Here is a 20872-nt window from a genome sequence, read left to right as displayed (position 1 = left end):
TAACTATTTTTAAATTAGAATAGAGCGTTTGAAAATGATCTTTTACACCAATTTAATGTCTGAAAATCTCATTGAGTAAAAAATTTAGCTAAAAATAGGCAACTAAAAAAAAGCTCAACACAATTGAGCTTTTGTAGCAGAATGAGAGCAAGTTAAAAATGATTATGCTGGCTTAATGGTTTTGTTTAGCCCATATTAATTTTGTCTGCATTCACAGCAATCGCAACACCAAGGCAAAATAAACCTGCATAAATCGCAAACCAAATAATCATATTTTTAAAAGCTTTGTCTGAAAGACTGCTATCCGCATACTGTGGTGCTTTATCTTGGGGCTTTTGATTCATAGACTCACCTGTAAACTCAATGAAGTGATAACTCATTATGAAAGCCAACAATCCCTTGGGCTAGATACAGAAATACATTAAAAAAATATAACAGTTAAGTTTAATTGGCATTAAATCCCTTTAAATATATTAAAAATAAGTTATTTTAGTTAAATTATAGATACAGATATTTAGGCTGTAGCATGTTTAAGTCTGAAAAATTAGCCCATAGCATTGAGCAATTTATTGAAAATGGTCAGTGGAAAACCCACGAGAAACTGCCTTCTTTACGTGAGCAAGCCCAACTTTCGGGTTATAGCCTTATTACTGTTTTAAATGCTTATCAAATACTTGAAGCTAAAGGCTTAATTTATGCCAAAGATAAGTCGGGATACTATGTTTCTCAGCCTAAATCTGTCATACACCCACCGCTTACTCAGATGCAACACAGCAAACAAATTCAGATCAACTCTACGGTTTTTCGTTATTTAAAAAGTATACAGCACAGCGATATATTGCCTTTTGGTTCAGCCTTTCCAAACCCTGAGCTTTTGTATAACCCTAAATTTATGCAACTTTTAGCACAGCATGCAAAACGTAAGCATAGCTATTTAAACAGTGACAATATGCCACCAGGCAATCATGCATTACGTCAAATCATTGCAAATCGCTATATTTTACAAGGTGTGCAATGCGAAACAGATGACATTGTCATTACATCAGGAGCTTTGAACGCCCTTAATTTGGCCTTAGAGGCTCTCACACAGCCTGGGGATTTTATTTTATTACAAGACACCGTGTTTTATGGTGCATGGCAAGCAGCTGAACGCTTAGGTCTAGAAGTGGTCACCATTCCTACAGATGCCGAACATGGTTTTGATCTTGTTGCCTTTGAGCAAGCGCTAAAACAGTACCCGATTAAAGTCTGCTGGCTCATGTTGAATGTACAAAACCCAGTGGGCTATACAGTGCCAAATTCGATTAAGCAAAAAATTGCAGATCTTTTACATCACTATCAAGTGTATTTGATTGAAGATGATGTCTATGCAGAATTAAGCTACGGCAAACATAAACCTTTACCCATGACTTATTTTGATCGCCATCAGCGTGTATTACATTGCTCTACTTTTTCCAAAACACTCGGTATGGGCACACGTGTAGGCTGGGTCCATGCTCGTCAATTTTCAGACGCAATTCAACATTTGCAACTTATGAGTACAGTTTCAGTGAGTCCCTTGGTGCAAAATGCCTTAGTCGACTTTTTGTCACACCATCATTATGAAAAACATTTACGTCATTTGCGTAGTCGTTTAGCTCAGTACAAACAAGTATTTTATGATTATTTAGCGCTACATTTACCTGTAGATTGCCAAATTCATTTTTTTGCCAGCGGTTATTTCCTCTGGATTGAACTAGCCCAACACTGTGACAGCTTTAAAATTTATGAAAATCTTTTAAAACAAAATATTGGCATAGCACCTAGTGTTTTGTTTCGGCTAGAAAAAAGCACACAAAATTATATCCGTCTGAACTGTTCCTTTGAATGGAACGATACGATGCAATATGCTATGCAACAATTATGTCTATCCATACATCAACATAGTGAATTGCGTTCCTAAATTTTGACTTAAAAACTAAAAAGCCTGCATCAATACAGGCTTTTTATATATTTAGATTTTTTATTGTAAAACTATAGGCTTAAGCTAAGCGATTAAATCGACTAGAAGTTATACATTGCGACAGCATTTACTCGATTGTCTGTGCCTGTTTGACTACCATTTGGTGCGGGAGCAAAGGCTTCTCTTTCACCATAAACATATTCTAGTCCTAAACTGATCGGTTTAATTGGGCTATAAAAAAGATTGGCCCAAGCTTGCCATAAGTCTTTATTGGCTTTGGTTTTATCCGTTAATGCATTGATATACGCATCATTTTGATCAGCCTTCATATAACCATAACCGAGTGTGCCTCGTAGTTGTGGACTAAATTGCTGTGTAATACCTAAAGTGATCGAGTCAAATTCATTCCTTGCAATGATGTCTTTATTGGCATTCGTAACAAAACCTTGGTTACTCCAAGACACAAAACTACTATCGCCCTTCACATGGTAATAGTCTGTCTTAATCATCGTTTTGTCGGTCACATCCCATTTTGCACCTAAACCAACACCCCATGCCATTTCAGCATCGGTATCGGTTTTTTTCTCTGTGCCCATTGCACGTGCACTGAGTTGTACGCGCTCATTCAATTGATGGTTTAAGCGTGCAGTTAAAGCAGGTAAACGCATATTTGAACTTTCATCCTTTGCATCTTCAGCCGCCAATACAACATTGGTGATTGGACTGAATTTGTGGCTATAACGGACTTGTGGAGTTCGTTTGACTGCACCACCAACATACCCTAAAGCATCTATTGTTTCAGGCATATAATCAGGTACGGCAAAGTTTGACCATGTTTGACCAATTAGCCAATTGCCATAATTCATATAGGCATGACGAATACGAAGTGCATCATTGGTACCTAAAAAGTCGACCTCAAGTTTAGCGTTAATATCTTTGCCAGATGTAGCCGTATTAAAGTCTAAGCCTAAACGTGTGGCAGCAAGCGAAGCTTTTAAGCGATCTGAACTTTCATTATTACCCGTTAATGGCACTGTATTTATTTGATTGTATAAACGCGCTGCGCTACTGCCTTCCGATTGGTATGACGCATCGGCTCGCACATTGCCATAAACGGTCAATTCTGCACCTGCTTTGGTTTTGAGGCGCATTCCTTCCACTTTTAATGCGGGTGTATTTTCAGTATTTATTTTAGTCGTGCTGGCTTGTATCTGTTGCAAGCTTTGTTGATTGCTCTGTTGTTGCTGCGCATATTGCTGCATTAATAGCTTTAAAGCTTTTACTTCGTCACGTAGCTGTTGGATTTCGGCATCGGTAGTTGAGGCTGCAAAGCTCATTATTGGGAAACTACACGCACATGCTATGACAAGTCGGTTTAATTTGAAACTTAACATTTTTTGATTCATCCTGAGTTTGGGTATAACCCCATTTTCCATTTCATTGACACATTAAACCCATGATTTTTACCTTTCAAATCAATGTATAAACTTAATGTGTCATGTCAGTGTGTATTTAAATTAATGTGCGGTACTTTTGACTGGCGTGGCTTTTTCTGATGAAGTATGCGTACTCGTTACACCATCTACAGATGCCTTTAAGTTCACACAAAATATGGCAATTGCAGCAATTGAACCTGGTATTGCAATCGCAAGAAAATTCATTTGATGTGGTAATTCTAAGGTGAGTAATGCCCCAGTCAGTACAGGCCCGACAATTGCACCAATACGACCAATACCTGATGCCCAACCCATACCCGTCGAACGGACTGCAGCTGGATAGAACTGTGCCACAAAGGTATAAAGTAAGATTTGCGAGCCAATAGTCGCTGCTCCTGCAACCGCAATGAGCAAATACAATACAAATTGAGGACTATTAAAACCAAGTAACACCAGCGCAATCGCACCAACGGTAAACATAATGCTTAATACAGGTTTTAAGTGGAATTTATCTGCCAATGTGCCGCCACCAATTGCGCCTACCATGCCACCGATGTTGAGTGCAAATAAGAACAGCATGCTTGCACCAAGTGAATAGCCTGCTTGAATCATGAGTTTAGGCAACCAACTACCAAGTGCGTACACCATGAGTAAGCACATGAAAAATGCAATCCAAAACATGATGGTACTAAAGGTGCGACCTTGCTGGAATAAGGCTTTAAATGGTGCTTCATTGCTATTGCTTTCATTTAATACAAACTGCGTTTGTGCTGTGACAGCTTGTTCGGGTGCAATTTTTTGCACAATTTCTGCAACTGCTGTTGTTTGGCCTTTTTGGGTCAAAAACATCAGCGATTCGGGTAGAAACTTCCAAATCAAGGGTAAAGCTAAAAATGGAATACATGCGATATAAAACATGATTTTCCAGCCATAATCGGCAATCAGCCAAGCCCCGAGTAATGCAGAAGCCATACCACCAATGGCATAACCACTAAACATGAGTGCAACTAAGGTACTGCGGATACGTTTAGGTGCATATTCAGTCATGAGTGCAACCACATTCGGCATTACACCACCAATGCCAAGGCCAGCTAAAAAGCGTAGTAGGCCAAACTCAATGGGATTAGAAGCAAATGCACCCAAAAAGGTAAAGCCACTAAACAGCCCAACGCAAATCATAATGGTTTTTTTGCGTCCTAATTTATCTGACAAAGTCCCAAATGACATGGCGCCAAACATCATGCCAAAGAGTGCTGTACTGGCCAATAACCCTGCTTGTACTGCACTGAGCGACCATTCTTGCATCAAAAGTGGTAAAGCGACGCCATAAATGACCAGATCATAACCGTCAAAAATAATAATCAGTAAGCACCAAATTAATACGCCCCAATGAAATGGGCTAAACTTGGCTTCATCTACAATCGAATTGATATTGAGTTGTTGTGTATTCACGCTAAGCCTCCTGCTTGTGAATTTTTTATTCACAAAAACAATGAAGCAAAGGTGTTTTTATGTCCAAAACTGATGAGCTCTATATTTATACCTTTAAAGTAAAGCCTAAATTTCTTTCTTTGAAACAAATAATTAAGTCACTAAAAGCCATAAAAAATAGCAAAAAAATATTTTTAATTCGAAGTGCTTTACTAAACTGATTCATAAAAAAAGCAAATCTAAAATCAATATTAGATTTGCCTTAAAATATATATTTCACGTAATTAAAAAGGTATTTACGGTTTATTTTTAATTATTTTAATATAAGCATTCTATACATTTTCTCAATGATTAAATGGTTGCTCTGTCGTAGCTAATCGCTTCTAAGTCATATACTTGATAAATACAATCAAATAAGGAGCGAATATCATCGCTTTCATCCATACTTCGAATAGCAAGAAAAATAGGACTCACCGCCGAATCATCAAGGATAGGTAAATAATGTAAATGCGGAAATTTAATGGTTTGTGCACTTTCAGGCACTACACAGCAACCTTCTCCTGCTGCCACCAACCCTAGCGCCAACTGAATTTCACGGACTTCCTTTAAATTTTTGGGGTCTAAACTATGTTCAGCAAACAAATGTCTGACTTGTGTGGAAAAGTTGGGTTTTGGATGGCTTGGATATAAAAACATATGTTCATCGACAATATCTGCCAAATACACGCCTTGTGCTTGCTCGGCTAAAGGATGGCTGGCATGTACGGCCAACATTAAAGGTTCTTCTCTTAATAAGACCCGACGCACAGCTGAATCTGAAATTCTTAACCGTCCAAATCCAACATCAATACGCCCCTCTTTTAAAGCCGAAATTTGGTCTTTGGTGCTCATTTCAATGAGCTCAATTTTCAAATTTGGATGTTGCTTGCGAAACAAATACACAATTTTGGGCAATAAACCATAAAGCAAAGAGCCTACAAAACCCATTGTCACTGTTTTTTCGACCAGTCCAATACGCTGTGCCATGGTTTTTATTTCTTCAGCATTAGACAAAAGTTTAACAGCATGCTGATAGAAAAATTGCCCTGCTTCCGTGGTCTTTAATGGGCGGCTTCCACGCTCAAAAAGCTGTATACCAAGCTCTGCTTCAAGGTTCTGAATTTGACGGCTCAAAGGCGGTTGAGCAATAAATAATTTTTCAGAAGCTTTGGTAAAGCTTTGCTCCTCTACAACTGCAACAAAATAGCGAAGGTGTCTGAGTTCCATTCAATTCCATACCTTTTATGTATATAAAAATGCAAATTTGATCTTCGACAGTCAAATTTTATTCTTTTAAGGTATATCACAAGAGCCATAAAACGCAAGTTTGCGAAGAGTAAACATGTACAAATCAGTCGAAACACTTTTAGTCGAAATCCCGACCATCCGCCCACACAAAATGGCGGTGGCGACGATGCAAACCCAAACTTTGGTTCTAATTAAAATTACCACTGAAGATGGATTTGTCGGTTGGGGCGAAGCAACCACCATTGGTGGCTTAGGTTATGGTGAAGAAAGTCCTGAAAGCATCAAAACCAATATTGACACTTATTTTTCACCATTACTTAAAACTTTAAAAGTACACAACATTGCGCAAATTATGCGCGTGTTGAAAAAAAATATTAACGGTAACCGTTTTGCGAAATGCGCCATTCAAACTGCACTTTTAGATATTCAAGCACAGCGTTTGAATCTACCGCTATCGGAGTTATTGGGTGGCCGTTTACGTGAAAGTGTACCTGTGCTTTGGGTGTTGGCTTCTGGTGATACCAGCAAAGATATTGCCGAAGCGCAAAAAATGATAGCGATTAAACGTCACAATACATTCAAACTCAAAATTGGTTCACGTCCTGTAGAAGCAGATGTTGAGCATGTGCTTGCGATTAAACAAGCTTTAGGTACAGATATTTCGATTCGCGTAGATGTAAACCGTGCGTGGTCAGAACTTGATGCCCTTAAAGGCATACAGCTTTTACAAGATGGTGGTGTTGATCTCATTGAGCAACCTTGTGCAATTGACAATATTGATGCCATGCAACGCCTAAGTCGCCGTTTCGATATTGCCATTATGGCGGATGAATCTTTAATGGGTCCAAGTTCGGCGTATCGCCTTGCACGTACCAATGCCGCCTCCGTATTTGCAGTCAAAGTTGCGCAGTCTGGTGGACTTTTAGAAGCTAAAGATGTTGCCACCATTGCCAATTTGGCAGGAATCGATCTTTATGGCGGCACCATGTTAGAAGGCCCTATCGGGACAATTGCATCTGCGCATTTATTTTCAACCTTTGAAAATTTGGCCGCAGGAACAGAACTTTTTGGCCCGTTGTTGCTTACCGAAGAAATTTTAAAAACCCCTTTGCAATATCAAAATTTTGAACTTGCTGTGCCAAAAACATCAGGTTTAGGCATTGAGTTAGATCAAGACAAACTTGATAACTTGCGTCGCAAATAAACTTAAATCAGGAGCTTCACATGCTTTTTCAAGTACGAATGGACGTGAATATTCCTCTGGACATGCCAGCGGAAAAAGCAAATGAAATTAAGGCTGTAGAAAAAGCCTATTCACAAGAATTGCAGACTCAAGGTAAGTGGCGTCACATTTGGCGTATTACAGGCCAGTACTCGAACATCAGTATTTTTGATGTGGAAAGCAATGAAGAACTGCACAACATTTTGCAGGGTCTACCGCTATATCCCTACATGAATATTGAAGTAATGGCTTTAAACCGTCATCCATCTTCTATCCGTGACAATGACAGTTAATTAAAACAGTCAATCACATCCTAAGGGTTATTTAACAAGGAATGTGGCAGCCAAGTGAAATTATAAAAATCACATCAGCCACCCAAAAAACATACTTAAGGAGCAATAGTATGAACCGTCAAGACATTGATACTTTAGTCAAAACAATGAATATAGATACGGCAACCAAACCTGTAGATGCACGTGTTCAGCAAGTTGTTGTACGCCTTTTAGGTGATTTATTTCAGGCCATTGAAGACTTAGATATTTCACAATCAGAACTGTGGAAAGGTTTGGAATATTTTACCGATGCAGGTCAGGCCAATGAATTAGGCTTATTGGCAGCAGGCCTTGGCCTAGAACATTACCTAGACTTACGTGCCGATGAAGCAGATGCCAAAGCAGGTATTACAGGCGGTACGCCGCGTACCATTGAAGGCCCGCTTTATGTTGCAGGTGCACCTGAATCTGTTGGCTTTGCTCGTATGGACGATGGTACTGAAACAGATAAGATTCCAACTTTATTTATTGAAGGTACAGTGAAGGATACTGCAGGCAATATCATTGAAGGTGCAAAAGTTGAAATCTGGCATGCCAACAGCTTAGGTAACTACTCTTTCTTTGATAAGTCACAATCTGACTTCAATCTACGTCGCACAATTTTTAGTGATCAAGACGGCAAATATATTGCACAAACAACGATGCCTGTTGGCTATGGCTGTCCGCCTGAAGGCACAACACAATTTGTATTAGACAAACTTGGCCGTCATGGCAACCGTCCATCTCATGTGCATTATTTTATTTCTGCACCAGGCTACCGCAAGCTAACGACTCAATTCAACATCGAAGGTGATCAATACCTATGGGACGACTTCGCTTTTGCAACCCGTGAAGGTCTCGTTGCAACGGCTGTTGATGTCACTGACGAAGCTGAAATTACCCGCCGTGGTTTAAACCAACCGTTTAAACACATCACGTTCAATGTTGAGTTGGTGAAAGAGCAAACAGAAGCTCCATCAACAGAAGTTGACCGCCGTCGCGCTAGCGCTTAATACCCATAGATTAGGAAACTCAGATGTCTGCAGGATGACATTGTCATGACATTTGAGTGACTTCCCCCAAATTTGGAAAGTTGGAGAAAGGATATGCCACGTATTCCAGTCATAAATACCAGCCACCTCGATCGTATAGATGAATTACTTGTAGACGATTTTGAAAGTGGTGAATTTAAACTTCATCGTTCTGTATTTACAGATCAAGCCCTGTTTGACCTAGAGATGAAATACATCTTTGAAGGCAACTGGGTGTACTTGGCACACGAAAGCCAAATTCCAAATAATAACGATTTCTACACCACCTATACTGGCCGTCAGCCGATCATCATTGCGCGTAACCGCCAAGGTGAACTGAATGCCATGATCAATGCTTGCTCACACCGCGGCGCACAGCTTTGCCGTCATAAAAAAGGCAACAAAGCAACTTACACTTGCCCTTTCCACGGCTGGACATTTAACAACTCAGGAAAATTGCTGAAAGTCAAAGATCCATCTGAAGCAGGTTATTCAGACTGTTTTAACCAAGATGGTTCGCATGACTTAAAGAAAGTTGCACGCTTTGAAAGTTATAAAGGTTTCCTATTTGGCAGCTTAAACCCTGATGTGCCTTCACTAGAAGAGTACTTAGGTGAAACCAGCAAGATTATCGACATGATCGTCGGCCAATCCGAACAAGGCCTTGAAGTGCTGCGCGGTTCATCAACTTATACCTATGAAGGCAACTGGAAACTGACTGCCGAAAATGGCGCAGATGGTTACCACGTGTCTGCGGTGCATTGGAACTATGCAGCAACCACACAGCACCGTAAAGAAGCGCAAGCAGCCGATAACATTCGTGCCATGAGCGCAGGCTCTTGGGGTAAACAAGGCGGTGGCTCGTATGGCTTTGAACATGGCCACATGTTGCTTTGGACACAATGGGCAAACCCAGAAGACCGTCCAAACTATGTTAAAGCTGAAGAATATACCGAGAAATTTGGCGCACCGATGTCGAAATGGATGATCGAGCGTTCACGTAATCTTTGTTTATATCCAAACGTGTATTTGATGGATCAGTTTGGTTCACAAATCCGAGTGTTGCGTCCAATTTCAGTCAATAAAACTGAAGTGACGATTTACTGTATTGCCCCTGTGGGTGAAGCGCCAGATGCACGTGCACGCCGTATCCGTCAGTATGAAGATTTCTTCAATGCCTCAGGCATGGCAACACCAGATGATCTAGAAGAATTCCGTGCCTGCCAAGCCGGCTATGCAGGCATTGAACTGGAATGGAACGATATGTGCCGCGGTTCAAAACATTGGATTCAAGGCCCAGATGAAGCCGCCAATGAAATTGGACTCAAACCAATCCTCAGCGGTATTAAAACTGAAGATGAAGGTTTGTATCTTGCACAGCATCAATATTGGTTAAAAATGATGAAGCATGCCATTCAAGCGGAAAAGGAATTGGCAGAAATTGAAGCTTCTGCAATGGGAGAAAGCGCATGAATGCAGCCGTTCAACAAGATGCGATCACGCTCGAAACTATTGCACAATTTCTCTACCGAGAAGCACGCTTTTTAGATGATGAACAATGGGACGATTGGATCGAGTGCTATGCCCCATCGGCCTCATTTTGGATGCCAGCTTGGGACGACGACGACAAATTAACGACCGACCCTCAGTCTGAAATTTCATTAATTTACTACCCTGACCGTCAAGGTTTAGAAGACCGCGTTTTTCGAATTAAGACTGAACGCTCATCAGCAACCATGCCTGATACCCGTACCAGTCACCACATTAATAATATCGAAGTCATTGAGCGTGATGGCACTAAAGTCACTGTGCGTTTTAACTGGAACACCTTGAGTTTCCGTTACAAAACCAATTACAGCTACTTTGGCATGTCACGTTATGAAATCGACTTTTCAGCAGAACAGCCGCAAATCTTAAGTAAATACGTGGTGCTGAAAAATGATTACATCAATCAAGTCATCGATATCTATCACCTCTAAGTATAGACAGCAATGTCACCTTTCAGCCAGAAGGATATTTGGCTGAAAGGTCTCAGTTACACCGATTTTTAAAAGGATATTCAGCCATGTCAAACCACAATGTTGCACTTCAATTTGAAGATGGCGTTACGCGTTTTATTTCAGTTGCACAAGGTGAAACGCTTTCTGATGCTGCTTACCGTCAAAAAATTAACATTCCGCTAGATTGCCGTGATGGCGCATGTGGTACTTGCCGTGCATTCTGTGAATCGGGCAGCTTTGATATGCCTGAAGAAACCTATATTGAAGATGCCCTTACACCTGAAGAAGCGGCTGAAGGTTATATCTTGGCTTGCCAATGTAAACCGACTTCTGATGCAGTTTTCCAAATTCAAGCCACTTCAGATGTCTGTAAAACTGAAATTAAAGCCTTACAAGGTACATTGGTCAGTGTAGACAACCTATCTGACTCGACCATTACATTTGATATTCAACTCGATGAAGGTCAGCCTGATATCAACTTCCTTGCGGGCCAATATGTCAATGTCGGCATTCCTGGAACGACTGAAACACGCTCTTATTCTTTTAGCTCAAAACCGGGCAACCGTCTGACAAGTTTTGTGGTACGTAACGTGCCGAACGGCAAGATGAGTGACTTTTTAAGCGTCAATGCCAAAGCGGGCGACAAAATGACTTTTACCGGCCCTTTTGGCAGTTTTTACTTACGTAATGTGGCACGCCCTGTATTGATGCTTGCAGGCGGCACAGGTATTGCCCCGTTTATGTCCATGCTGCAAGTTTTAGAAGAAAAAGGCGCAGAACACCCTGTTCGTTTGGTCTTTGGTGTGACCAATGACTTCGATCTTGTTGCCATAGAAAAACTCAATGCCTTAAAAGCAAAGTTCAATTGGTTTGACTACCGCACGGTAGTGGCAAGCCCTGAATCTAAGCATGAACGCAAAGGCTATGTGACCAACCATATTGAAAACGAATGGTTAAATGCGGGTGATGTTGATGTCTACCTATGTGGCCCTGTGCCAATGGTAGAAGCTGTACGTGGTTGGTTAGATGGTGAAAACATTAAACCTGCTAGTTTCTTATTTGAAAAATTCTCTGCGAACTAAGCATCTGACTACGTTAGACATATAGAGGTAGAGACATAAATGAACCATAACAACCGTTTTGAAAATAAAGTGGTCATTGTGACCGGTGCAGCACAAGGTATTGGACGCGGTGTGGCTTTACAAGTTGCAAGTGAAGGCGCTCAAGTTGTATTGGCCGATCTTTCTGACTATGTGGAAGAAACACTGGCTGAAATTGAAGCGCATGATGGCGATGCCATTATTGTTAAAGCCAATCTTGAGACTTTTGCAGGTGCAGAATTCGTCGTAGCCCAAGCCATTGCAACCTATGGCCGTGTAGATGTGCTGATCAATAACGTAGGCGGTGCAATTTGGATGAAACCATTTCAGGAGTTTTCTGAAGATGAAATCATCAAAGAAGTGAACCGTTCACTGTTTCCAACAATGTGGTGCTGCCGTGCGGTATTACCTGAAATGATCGAAAATCAGCGCGGTACGATTGTCAATGTGTCGTCTATTGCGACACGTGGAATTAACCGTGTGCCCTATTCTGCGTCCAAAGGCGGTATCAATGGCTTAACGGCTGCACTTGCTTTTGAACATGCTCAAGATGGTATCCGAGTGAATGCTGTGGCAACTGGCGGTACAGAAGCGCCGCCACGTAAAGTCCCACGCAATGCCAATCCATTATCGGATGATGAAAAGCAATGGATGCAGCAAGTGGTTGATCAAACCATTGACCGTACTTTCCTCGGGCGGTACGGCACGATTCAAGAGCAAGTGAATGCGATCTTATTTTTAGCATCCGATGAATCATCTTATATGACCGGAACTGTCGTTCCAGTAGGCGGCGGTGATCAGGGCTAAAGCTGATCGATTTCAGGATCATTTTTGAAAGCATGGAGGCAACAACAATGGCGACCCTGTTGAAAACATTAAAAGAAGATTGGTCACTTTCAGCAACTGTTGCAGGATTTTTAGCTGTGCTGATTTCCTATTCAGGGCCATTAATTATCTTCTTTCAAGCTGCACAGAAAGCAGATGTTGCACCTGAGATGATGATCTCATGGATCTGGGGTATTTCTATTGGTGCAGCAGTTGCAGGTATTTTTTTATCCATCAAATACAAAGTACCTGTGATTACTGCTTGGTCTGCACCCGGCACGGCACTTTTAGTCACGCTTTTTCCCAATATTAGCTTGAATGAAGCCGTCGCTGCCTACATTACGGCAGCAATTGTGATCTTAATTATTGGATTAACAGGTTATTTCGACAAACTTTTAAAATGGATTCCGCAATCCATCGCTGCAGGCATGATGGCAGGTATTTTATTTCAGTTTGGACTTGGTCTGTTTAATGCCACCGACAGTATGCCCTTGATTGTATTTGGCATGCTGTTGGTTTTTTTAGTGTCAAAACGACTCAACCCGCGCTATAGCATGCTTTGGGTACTCGTGACAGGCGTAGTCCTCAGTTTAATCTTTGGCAAAATGAACCCTGTCGACATCCACTTCAGTTTAGCCATTCCGCAGTGTATTAGCCCTGAGTGGACACTCAACAGCTTACTTAATTTAGCCCTTCCCCTGATTTTAGTCAGCCTTTCAGGCCAATTTTTACCAGGCATGGCCATGATGAAACTCAGCGGTTATGACACACCTGCCAAACCCATTATTACCGTGACCAGCTTAGCGTCATTAGCTGTCGCATGTGTCGGCGGAATCACCATAGTTCTCGCATCCATCACTGCTGCTTTATGCATGGGTAAAGATGCACATGAACTTAAAGACAAACGCTACATCGCAGGAATTGCCAACGGCATTTTTTACATCTTCGGTGGTCTCTTTGCTGGAAGCATTGTTTTGCTCTTTAGCTTATTACCTAAAGAACTCGTTGCAGCCCTTGCAGGTCTAGCGCTTTTAGGCGCAATTGCCACCAATGTATCCGTGGCGATGAAAGATGAAAGTCAAAGAGATGCGGCGCTAATTACATTTTTAGCAACAGCTTCAGGCATGCATTTTATGGGGCTGAGTTCAGTTTTTTGGGGGATTTGTATCGGGATTATTGCGCATTTGCTTTTAAGTAAACCGAGTACAAAAATAGCCTCTCAAACAGCTATGACAGGCTCAACAGATTCTAAAACTTTATAGTATAGGTACGTATATGATCGATAAAAGTCAGACTTCATTAACTGAAGTACTTTCACAAATCAAAAATGGCTCAACCATTATGATTGGCGGTTTTGGTACGGCAGGACAGCCAGCAGAACTGATCGATGGCCTGATCGAACTGGGCATTAAAGACTTAGTGATTGTAAATAATAATGCAGGTAATGGTGATTACGGCCTTGCCAAATTGCTTAAAGCCGGTGCTGTACGCAAAATTATTTGTTCTTTCCCCCGTCAATCTGACTCTTGGGTTTTTGATGAATTATACCGTGCCGGAAAAATTGAGCTTGAGCTGGTTCCTCAAGGTAACCTTGCCTGTCGTATACAAGCTGCAGGTATGGGACTTGGGCCAATTTATACACCTACAGGTTTTGGGACTTTACTTGCCGAAGCTAAACCTATGCTGAACTATGAAGGCAAAGATTATGTGCTAGAAAATCCAATTAAAGCCGATTTTGCACTGATTAAAGCCTCTCAAGGTGACCGTTGGGGTAATTTGGTTTATCGCAAATCTGCTCGCAATTTTGGCCCAATTATGGCAATGGCCGCGGATATTACCATTGCCCAAGTTTCTGAAGTGGTTGAACTTGGTGCTTTAGACCCCGAGCACATTATTACCCCAGGCATTTTTGTACAGCACGTTGTTGCTGTCACACCTGCACAGTAATTGGAGATTTTTATATGAGCTATACCAAATTAACTCGCGACCAAATTGCTGAACGTGTGGCGCAAGATATCCCTGACGGTGCTTATGTGAACTTAGGCATTGGCCTCCCGACCAAAATTGCCAACTACTTGCCTTCAGATAAGGACGTATTTTTACATTCAGAAAATGGTTTATTGGCCTTTGGTGAAAAGCCCGAGGTTGGACAAGAAGACCCTGAACTGATTAATGCAGGCAAAGAATTTGTCACGATGCTGACAGGTGGTGCATTTTTCCATCATGGTGACTCATTTGCCATGATGCGTGGCGGTCACTTAGACATCGCAGTTTTAGGAGCATTCCAAGTTGCACAAAATGGCGATCTTGCCAATTGGCACACTGGTGCACCTGATGCGATTCCTGCTGTAGGTGGTGCAATGGACTTAGCTGTAGGCGCAAAAAAAGTCTTTATTACGACCGATCATGTCACTAAAAAAGGTGAACCAAAGATTGTTGCAGAACTGAATTACCCAGCGACAGGCTTGAAGTGTGTAGACCGAATTTATACTGATTTATGTGTGATTGATGTGACTTCAGAAGGCATGAAAGTTCTTGAAAAAGTTGAAGGTCTTTCTTTTGAAGAATTACAGTCACTAACAGGTGCGAAGCTAATTGATGCGACTGCTTAAAGCAAAATATTCCCTCTTTTTTAAAGGGGGGATTTAGGGAGGATTAATAATAAAAATTAACTTCCTGTAAATCCCTCCCAACCTCCCTTTTACAAAGGGAGGAGCTGTGTTTCTAGGATTTAAAAAATGAAAAATGCCTATATTATTGATGCTATTCGTACACCTTTCGGCCGCTATGCAGGTGGTTTAGCACCAATTCGTGCAGATGATCTCGGTGCTTTGCCAATCAAAGCCATTATGGAACGCAACCCAACTGTAAATTGGGAAAAAGTAGATGACATTATCTTTGGCTGTGCCAACCAAGCCGGTGAAGATAACCGTAATGTCGGCCGTATGTCTGCGCTACTTGCAGGCGTCCCTTACCAAGTCCCTGCTACCACAGTAAACCGCCTTTGTGGGTCATCTCTTGATGCAGTAGCTATGGCTGCACGTGCGATTAAATCGGGTGAAGTAGATCTGATTATTGCTGGCGGTGTAGAGTCAATGTCACGCGCGCCTTTAGTTATGGGTAAATCTGAAGCAGCCTATGGTCGTACTCAAAAAATTGAAGACACCACTATGGGTTGGCGCTTTATCAACCCTAAACTCAAAGAAATGTATGGTGTCGAAACCATGCCACAAACGGCAGAAAATGTCGCCGAGCAATTTAAGATCAATCGTGAAGATCAAGACAAATTCGCATTGAATAGTCAACTACGCACTGCAGCAGCCCAAGCACGTGGTTTTTTTGCCAATGAAATTATTCCCGTACACATCGCTCAGCGTAAAGGCGAGCCTGTTGTAATTGATACGGATGAACACCCTCGCGCATCAACCACACTTGAAGCTTTAACAAAACTTAAACCTGTGGTGAAAGCAGATGGAACAGTGACTGCAGGTAATGCATCTGGCATTAATGATGGTGCCGCCGCTCTACTCATTGCATCTGATGAAGCCGTTACACGCTATGGTTTAAAACCACGTGCCAAAGTGATTGCTGCAACAGTAGTTGGGGTTGAACCTCGGATTATGGGCTTTGGCCCTGCACCTGCGATTAAAAAGCTGCTTTCGCAAACTGGCTTAACACTTGCACAAATGGATGTAATTGAACTGAATGAAGCTTTTGCAGCCCAAGCACTTGCAGTGACACGTGACTTAGGACTTGCTGATGATGATGCTCGCGTCAACCCGAATGGTGGTGCGATCGCCATTGGACATCCACTCGGTGCATCAGGCGCACGTTTAGTTACCACTGCTTTGAATCAACTCGAAGCAATCAACGGGAAATTCGCACTTTGTTCGATGTGTATTGGTGTCGGTCAAGGGATTGCTTTGATCATAGAAAAAATTTAACTAATTTAAAATCCACTCCCTGTATCAAGGGAGTTTGGGAGGGATTCAATGCCAACATTCAATTCAAATGATGCTCAGATTAACTATCAAACTTTTGGCAATAATACAAAGCCAACCTTGATATTTTCAAACTCATTAGGCACCAATTTTTCGATGTGGAAACCGCAAGTTGATGTGCTGAAAAAACTATTTTATATCATTTGTTATGACACCCGTGGTCATGGTGAATCAACTGCACCCAAAGGCCCATATACATTGGCGCAACTCGGCCAAGATGTTATTCACTTGATGGATCATCTCTCCATTAAAACGGCATCATTTTGCGGTATTTCTATGGGTGGGCTTACAGGCCAATGGTTAGCCATCCATCATCCTGAACGTTTTAATCATGTGATTGTATGTAATACGGCAGCCAAAATTGGGCAAGAACACGCATGGACTGAACGCGCAAAACTCGTGCGTGAACAAGGCCTAGAACCGATAGCCAGTACAGCTGCATCGCGCTGGTTTAGTGAACCCTTTATCCAAAGTAACACAGCAGTGATTGCAAAACTTTCTAACGACTTAGGTGCTGGCAGCCCTGAAGGTTATGCAAGCTGTTGTGAAGCTTTGGCTAAAGCGGATCTAACGACAGAGATTTCACAAATACGAATCCCACTTTTAGTCATCGCGGGTACGCTCGACCCCGTAACAACTGTTGCAGATGGACAATATTTAGTGAATCAAATTCGTAGTAGCGCACTATTTGAAATTGAAGCTTCACATATTTCAAATATTGAACAAGCACAGATCTTTACTCAAACAATTTCAGAATTTTTAGAGCAAAGTTAAATACAAGTTCATCTAAACACAATTTAAAATGCCTGCTTAAAACAGGCATTTTTTTTAATAAAAAATTAGATCAGAAAGTATTAAATGCGTTGTAGCTCATTAACAGATGTACCACTTTGTGCCAACCATTTTGCACGGCGTTTAAACAGTTTAGGTGCAGCTATATTTACGTCATCAATCAATTTTTGTAAATCTGCATTCAATAACTGGCCATTTTTAACCAATGTTTGCCCTGCTACCATCGTCATGACAACATCTTGACCTTGTACAGCATGAACCAAATTGTGATGTAGGTTAAATAATTGACCTCCTTTAATCAGTGGCGTCATACGTGGTGTTGCCGTATTTACCACAATCATATCTGCCTGTTTTCCCGTCTCTAAAGAGCCAATTTTGTCTTGCATACCTAAGGCTTTCGCTCCTAAAGAAGTGGCCATTTTGCACACAGACCATGCGTCTAAAGATGCCGCATTTAAATTGGAGAATTTTGCCAATAAAGACGCTGTTTTCATTTCTTCAAACATGTCTAAATTATTATTCTCTTTTTCACCGTCTGTGCCTAAGCCCACGGCCAAACCTTTGGCCAGCATTTGCGTAATAGGTGCCGCACCAGAAGCCAACTTCATGTTTGAAATTGGATTATGTGCCACACCTACACGGTAATTTTTTAAAATATCTATTTCTGTCGCATCTGTCCAAACACAGTGTGCAAGTAAGCACTTAGGTACATCAAATAAGCCTAACTGCTCCAGAGTTTGGATCGGGCGCACACCATAACGCTTCAAATTTTCTTGCACATCAAACTGACTTTCATTGCTATGGGTATGAAATCCCGTTTGATAATCCTGACAGAGCTTTTGTATGCGATCTAATGCTGGTTCTTGTGCATAAAATAAATGCTCTAGCCCCACCCACACCTCTATGCGACCTTGTGCGCTTTGGTGCCAACGATTGAGTAAAGCCTCATTACTTTTGAGCGTTTCAAAGTAGTTGTGGTCAGGGTGCTCTGCCACATAAGGCACCAATACCGCACGAATGCCAAGTTCTTTAGCTGCTTCAGCACTACCATCCATAAAACGCCACATATCAACTATTGTGGTCGTACCCGACAGAAGTGCCTCTGCATAACACAAGTAAGAGGCTATTTTGGCATCTTCAGGCAGAAGTACGCGGTGCATTGGATCAATAAACTGTTGCAACCAATCCCATACAGCCAAGCCTTCTGCAGTCCCTCGCAAAAAACCAGAGTGACAATGTGTATTCACTAAACCAGGCATAAGTAAGCCATTTGCATAATGTTCAACTGTTACGTCTGGATACTGCGCTTGAAGTTTTGCTAATGTCCCAACTTGCTGAATGATTTGACCATCGATGAGCACTGCCCCTTGTTCAATACAGTCTAATTGTTCATTCATGGTCAGAACATAATCTGCACTGATAATTTTCATTCGTATCTCTATTGTTATATCTGTGGGAGTTATGGCGTAAATGTCTTACCTAATGATGCAGGTAAGTTCATTTTCAATAATTTTTTGTCACGTGAAATTATGACAAGCACGACAATCGTAGCCACATAAGGCAATGCAGAAAGCAGCTCATTTGGCACTTTTAAACCCAATGCTTGCGCATGAAATTGTAAAATTGTGACGCCACCAAATAGGTATGCACCCAACATAAGACGTGTAGGTTTCCATGTCGCAAATACGACTAGGGCAATTGCAATCCAACCACGTCCTGCCACCATGTTTTCAATCCACATTGGTGTATATACCGTTGATAAAAACGCACCGCCAACTCCTGCCATTGCACCACCAAACAACACGGCACAATAACGAATGGCCAAGACGTTATAACCCATTGCATGTGCACTTTCTGGTGACTCACCCACTGCTTTTAATAGCAAGCCTAAACGAGTTTTTGCCAATACCCACCAAATCACGGCAAAGGCCAAAATCGACAAATAAACCACATAGTTTTGTTGAAATAGCACAGGGCCTATAAATGGAATATCTGCTAATCCAGGAATATTCATATTTTGTAAGCCGGGTAAAGCCATGCTCACGTAGTTTTGACCAATAAATGCCGAAATACCAATCCCAAAAATGGTCAGTGCCAAGCCACAAGCCGACTGGTTTGTACTTAAGGACAGGGTAAAAAATGCGAAGATGAGTGACATAAACATGCCCGCCAAAGCCCCAACCAATAAGGCACTGGCAACGCTTGCTTCATAGTGCGCAGCAAATGCAAAACCTGCGATTGCACCTACTAACATCATGCCTTCTACACCAAGGTTAATTACCCCTGTACGCTCAGCAACTAATTCACCTAAACCTGCAAAAATCAGAGGTGTTGCAGCTGCAATCGTTCCCGCTAAAATCGCGGTCATTTCAATACTCATGATTTATTCCTTTTGATTTAAGCCACGCCAGCATTTGGTACGGGTGCAGTTTTCTTTTTGGCAAAACGGTAGCGCTTTTCAATTAGCACATCCGACGCCAATAAGAAAAAGAGTAATAAGCCTTGGAAAATACCGGTAATTGCGACAGACAGTTGTAATTGCATTTGTGCCATTTCACCTCCAAGGTAAAGTAGTGCCATCAATAGCCCTGCAAGTACAATTCCGATCGGGTTTAAACGGCCTAAATACGCCACAATAATGGCTGCATAGCCATAACCTGGGGAAATATTTGGATTTAACTGACCAATTGGGCCTGCAACTTCACAAATACCTGCAATACCTGCCATCAGTCCAGAGATCCCTAAACTTAACCACACGGCTTTTTTAGATGAAAACCCTGCATATTGTGCAGCCAAAGGCGCCTGACCACTGACTTCAAGTTTGTAAGCCGTCATGCTTTTTTTAATAAAAAACCAAAATACAATCACGGCTAAAAGCGTTAAAAAGATAGAGACATTGACACGTGTGCCTTCCACAATAAAAGGCAAAGTGGCACTTTCACCAAACATCACAGACTGTGGAAAGTTCATGCCATCTGGGTCACGCCATGGTCCATTCACCAAATACAATAAAACAAACAAAGCCACGTAATTCATCATGAGCGTAGTCAATGTTTCTTCTGCATTAAAATGTGTTTTTAAAAATGCAGGAATGAGCCCCCAAAATGCACCACCAATCGCACCCATCACAATCATGAGGGGTAAAATCCACCAGCCCATTTGGTCATGAAATAAAATGGCAATACCACCACCAAAAATGGCGCCCATGGTGAGCTGTCCTTCGGCACCAATATTGAAGAGCTTGGCGCGAAAGCCAATGGCAAGGCCGAGCGCAATTAATATGAGCGGGCTGGCTTTAATCACCAATTCACTTAAGCTATAGAGCGAAGTTAAAGGCTCAATAAAAAAGATATACAACGCTTTAGCGGGGTCTACCCCCAAAATAAAAAACAACAAACTTCCAACAACCAGCATGGCAATGAGTGCGATGAGTGGTGACAACCATCTCATCAGTTGTGAGGGCTTTTCCCTCGGTTTTAATAAATACATGGATT

Annotated in this window: 20 protein-coding genes; 13 read left to right on the top strand and 7 right to left on the bottom strand. The window is 41.7% G+C overall.

The annotated features are described in order from the left end of the window. Window positions 1-185: 185 nt before the first annotated feature. Entirely contained in the window at window positions 186-380 is a 195-nt protein-coding gene (locus tag C9E88_RS17540) for a hypothetical protein (protein ID WP_106984369.1), read from the bottom strand. A 146-nt stretch (window positions 381-526) separates the two neighbouring features. On the opposite strand from C9E88_RS17540, the gene C9E88_RS08275 reads away from it, so the two are divergent. Further along, entirely contained in the window at window positions 527-1942 is a 1416-nt protein-coding gene (locus C9E88_RS08275) for an aminotransferase-like domain-containing protein (protein WP_106984370.1), read from the top strand. A 101-nt stretch (window positions 1943-2043) separates the two neighbouring features. On the opposite strand, the gene C9E88_RS08270 is transcribed toward C9E88_RS08275, so the two are convergent. From C9E88_RS08270 to C9E88_RS08260, 3 genes are all read right to left on the bottom strand, one after another. Next, window positions 2044-3336: a DcaP family trimeric outer membrane transporter gene (locus C9E88_RS08270; protein WP_171501784.1), complete on the bottom strand. Its 1293-nt coding sequence runs from the start codon at window positions 3334-3336 to the stop codon at window positions 2044-2046. 123 nt (window positions 3337-3459) lie between these two features. Next, window positions 3460-4830, bottom strand: a complete 1371-nt coding sequence (locus C9E88_RS08265) for an MFS transporter (protein ID WP_106984372.1) — start codon at window positions 4828-4830, stop codon at window positions 3460-3462. Between the two features lie 330 nt (window positions 4831-5160). Further along, window positions 5161-6075, bottom strand: coding sequence for a LysR family transcriptional regulator (locus tag C9E88_RS08260; protein ID WP_106984373.1), 915 nt, complete (start codon window positions 6073-6075; stop codon window positions 5161-5163). 115 nt (window positions 6076-6190) lie between these two features. Between C9E88_RS08260 and C9E88_RS08255 the strand changes: the two genes are divergently transcribed. From C9E88_RS08255 to pcaD, 12 genes are all read left to right on the top strand, one after another. Further along, window positions 6191-7300 (top strand): muconate/chloromuconate family cycloisomerase, encoded by a 1110-nt coding sequence (locus C9E88_RS08255; RefSeq protein WP_106984374.1) that lies wholly within the window; start codon window positions 6191-6193, stop codon window positions 7298-7300. A gap of 20 nt (window positions 7301-7320) precedes the next feature. Then, window positions 7321-7611, top strand: coding sequence for a muconolactone Delta-isomerase (catC, locus tag C9E88_RS08250; RefSeq protein ID WP_106984375.1), 291 nt, complete (start codon window positions 7321-7323; stop codon window positions 7609-7611). 110 nt (window positions 7612-7721) lie between these two features. Then, the gene (catA, locus tag C9E88_RS08245) at window positions 7722-8642 is read left to right on the top strand and encodes a catechol 1,2-dioxygenase (RefSeq protein ID WP_106984376.1); all 921 of its coding nucleotides are present in this window, start codon (window positions 7722-7724) and stop codon (window positions 8640-8642) included. Window positions 8643-8735: 93 nt separating this feature from the next. Further along, complete coding sequence (gene benA / locus C9E88_RS08240) at window positions 8736-10133, top strand: benzoate 1,2-dioxygenase large subunit (RefSeq protein ID WP_106984377.1); 1398 nt, start codon at window positions 8736-8738, stop codon at window positions 10131-10133. Further along, window positions 10130-10639 (top strand): benzoate 1,2-dioxygenase small subunit, encoded by a 510-nt coding sequence (gene benB, locus C9E88_RS08235; protein WP_106984378.1) that lies wholly within the window; start codon window positions 10130-10132, stop codon window positions 10637-10639. The genes benA and benB overlap by 4 nt, the downstream gene beginning before the upstream one ends. A gap of 86 nt (window positions 10640-10725) precedes the next feature. Beyond that, the gene (benC, locus tag C9E88_RS08230) at window positions 10726-11742 is read left to right on the top strand and encodes a benzoate 1,2-dioxygenase electron transfer component BenC (protein WP_106984379.1); all 1017 of its coding nucleotides are present in this window, start codon (window positions 10726-10728) and stop codon (window positions 11740-11742) included. Window positions 11743-11781: 39 nt separating this feature from the next. After that, window positions 11782-12567 carry a benzoate diol dehydrogenase BenD gene (gene benD / locus C9E88_RS08225; protein WP_106984380.1) on the top strand — a complete coding sequence of 262 codons (786 nt, stop codon included), beginning with the start codon at window positions 11782-11784 and terminating at the stop codon, window positions 12565-12567. Window positions 12568-12614: 47 nt separating this feature from the next. Then, on the top strand, window positions 12615-13847 hold the full coding sequence (gene benE / locus C9E88_RS08220) for a benzoate/H(+) symporter BenE (RefSeq protein ID WP_106984433.1): 1233 nt from the start codon (window positions 12615-12617) through the stop codon (window positions 13845-13847). A gap of 13 nt (window positions 13848-13860) precedes the next feature. Then, window positions 13861-14532 (top strand): 3-oxoacid CoA-transferase subunit A, encoded by a 672-nt coding sequence (locus tag C9E88_RS08215; protein WP_106984381.1) that lies wholly within the window; start codon window positions 13861-13863, stop codon window positions 14530-14532. Between the two features lie 14 nt (window positions 14533-14546). After that, window positions 14547-15197, top strand: a complete 651-nt coding sequence (locus tag C9E88_RS08210; RefSeq protein WP_106984382.1) for a 3-oxoacid CoA-transferase subunit B — start codon at window positions 14547-14549, stop codon at window positions 15195-15197. 126 nt (window positions 15198-15323) lie between these two features. Then, entirely contained in the window at window positions 15324-16529 is a 1206-nt protein-coding gene (pcaF, locus tag C9E88_RS08205) for a 3-oxoadipyl-CoA thiolase (RefSeq protein ID WP_106984383.1), read from the top strand. A 48-nt stretch (window positions 16530-16577) separates the two neighbouring features. After that, on the top strand, window positions 16578-17360 hold the full coding sequence (gene pcaD / locus C9E88_RS08200) for a 3-oxoadipate enol-lactonase (protein WP_106984384.1): 783 nt from the start codon (window positions 16578-16580) through the stop codon (window positions 17358-17360). Window positions 17361-17440: 80 nt separating this feature from the next. Here the strand turns inward: pcaD and C9E88_RS08195 are convergent, their stop codons facing one another. The 3 genes from C9E88_RS08195 to C9E88_RS08185 are packed head-to-tail and all read right to left on the bottom strand — an operon-like array spanning window position 17441 to window position 20867. Next, complete coding sequence (locus C9E88_RS08195) at window positions 17441-18808, bottom strand: amidohydrolase family protein (RefSeq protein WP_106984385.1); 1368 nt, start codon at window positions 18806-18808, stop codon at window positions 17441-17443. A 29-nt stretch (window positions 18809-18837) separates the two neighbouring features. Further along, window positions 18838-19758: an ABC transporter permease gene (locus C9E88_RS08190; RefSeq protein ID WP_106984386.1), complete on the bottom strand. Its 921-nt coding sequence runs from the start codon at window positions 19756-19758 to the stop codon at window positions 18838-18840. A gap of 17 nt (window positions 19759-19775) precedes the next feature. Further along, the gene (locus tag C9E88_RS08185) at window positions 19776-20867 is read right to left on the bottom strand and encodes an ABC transporter permease (RefSeq protein WP_106984387.1); all 1092 of its coding nucleotides are present in this window, start codon (window positions 20865-20867) and stop codon (window positions 19776-19778) included. Window positions 20868-20872 lie beyond the last annotated feature (5 nt).

Source organism: Acinetobacter cumulans (genome assembly GCF_003024525.3).
In the GTDB taxonomy this organism is placed as follows: Bacteria; Pseudomonadota; Gammaproteobacteria; order Pseudomonadales; family Moraxellaceae; genus Acinetobacter; species Acinetobacter cumulans.
This window is presented reverse-complemented; position numbering and strand designations above follow the sequence as displayed.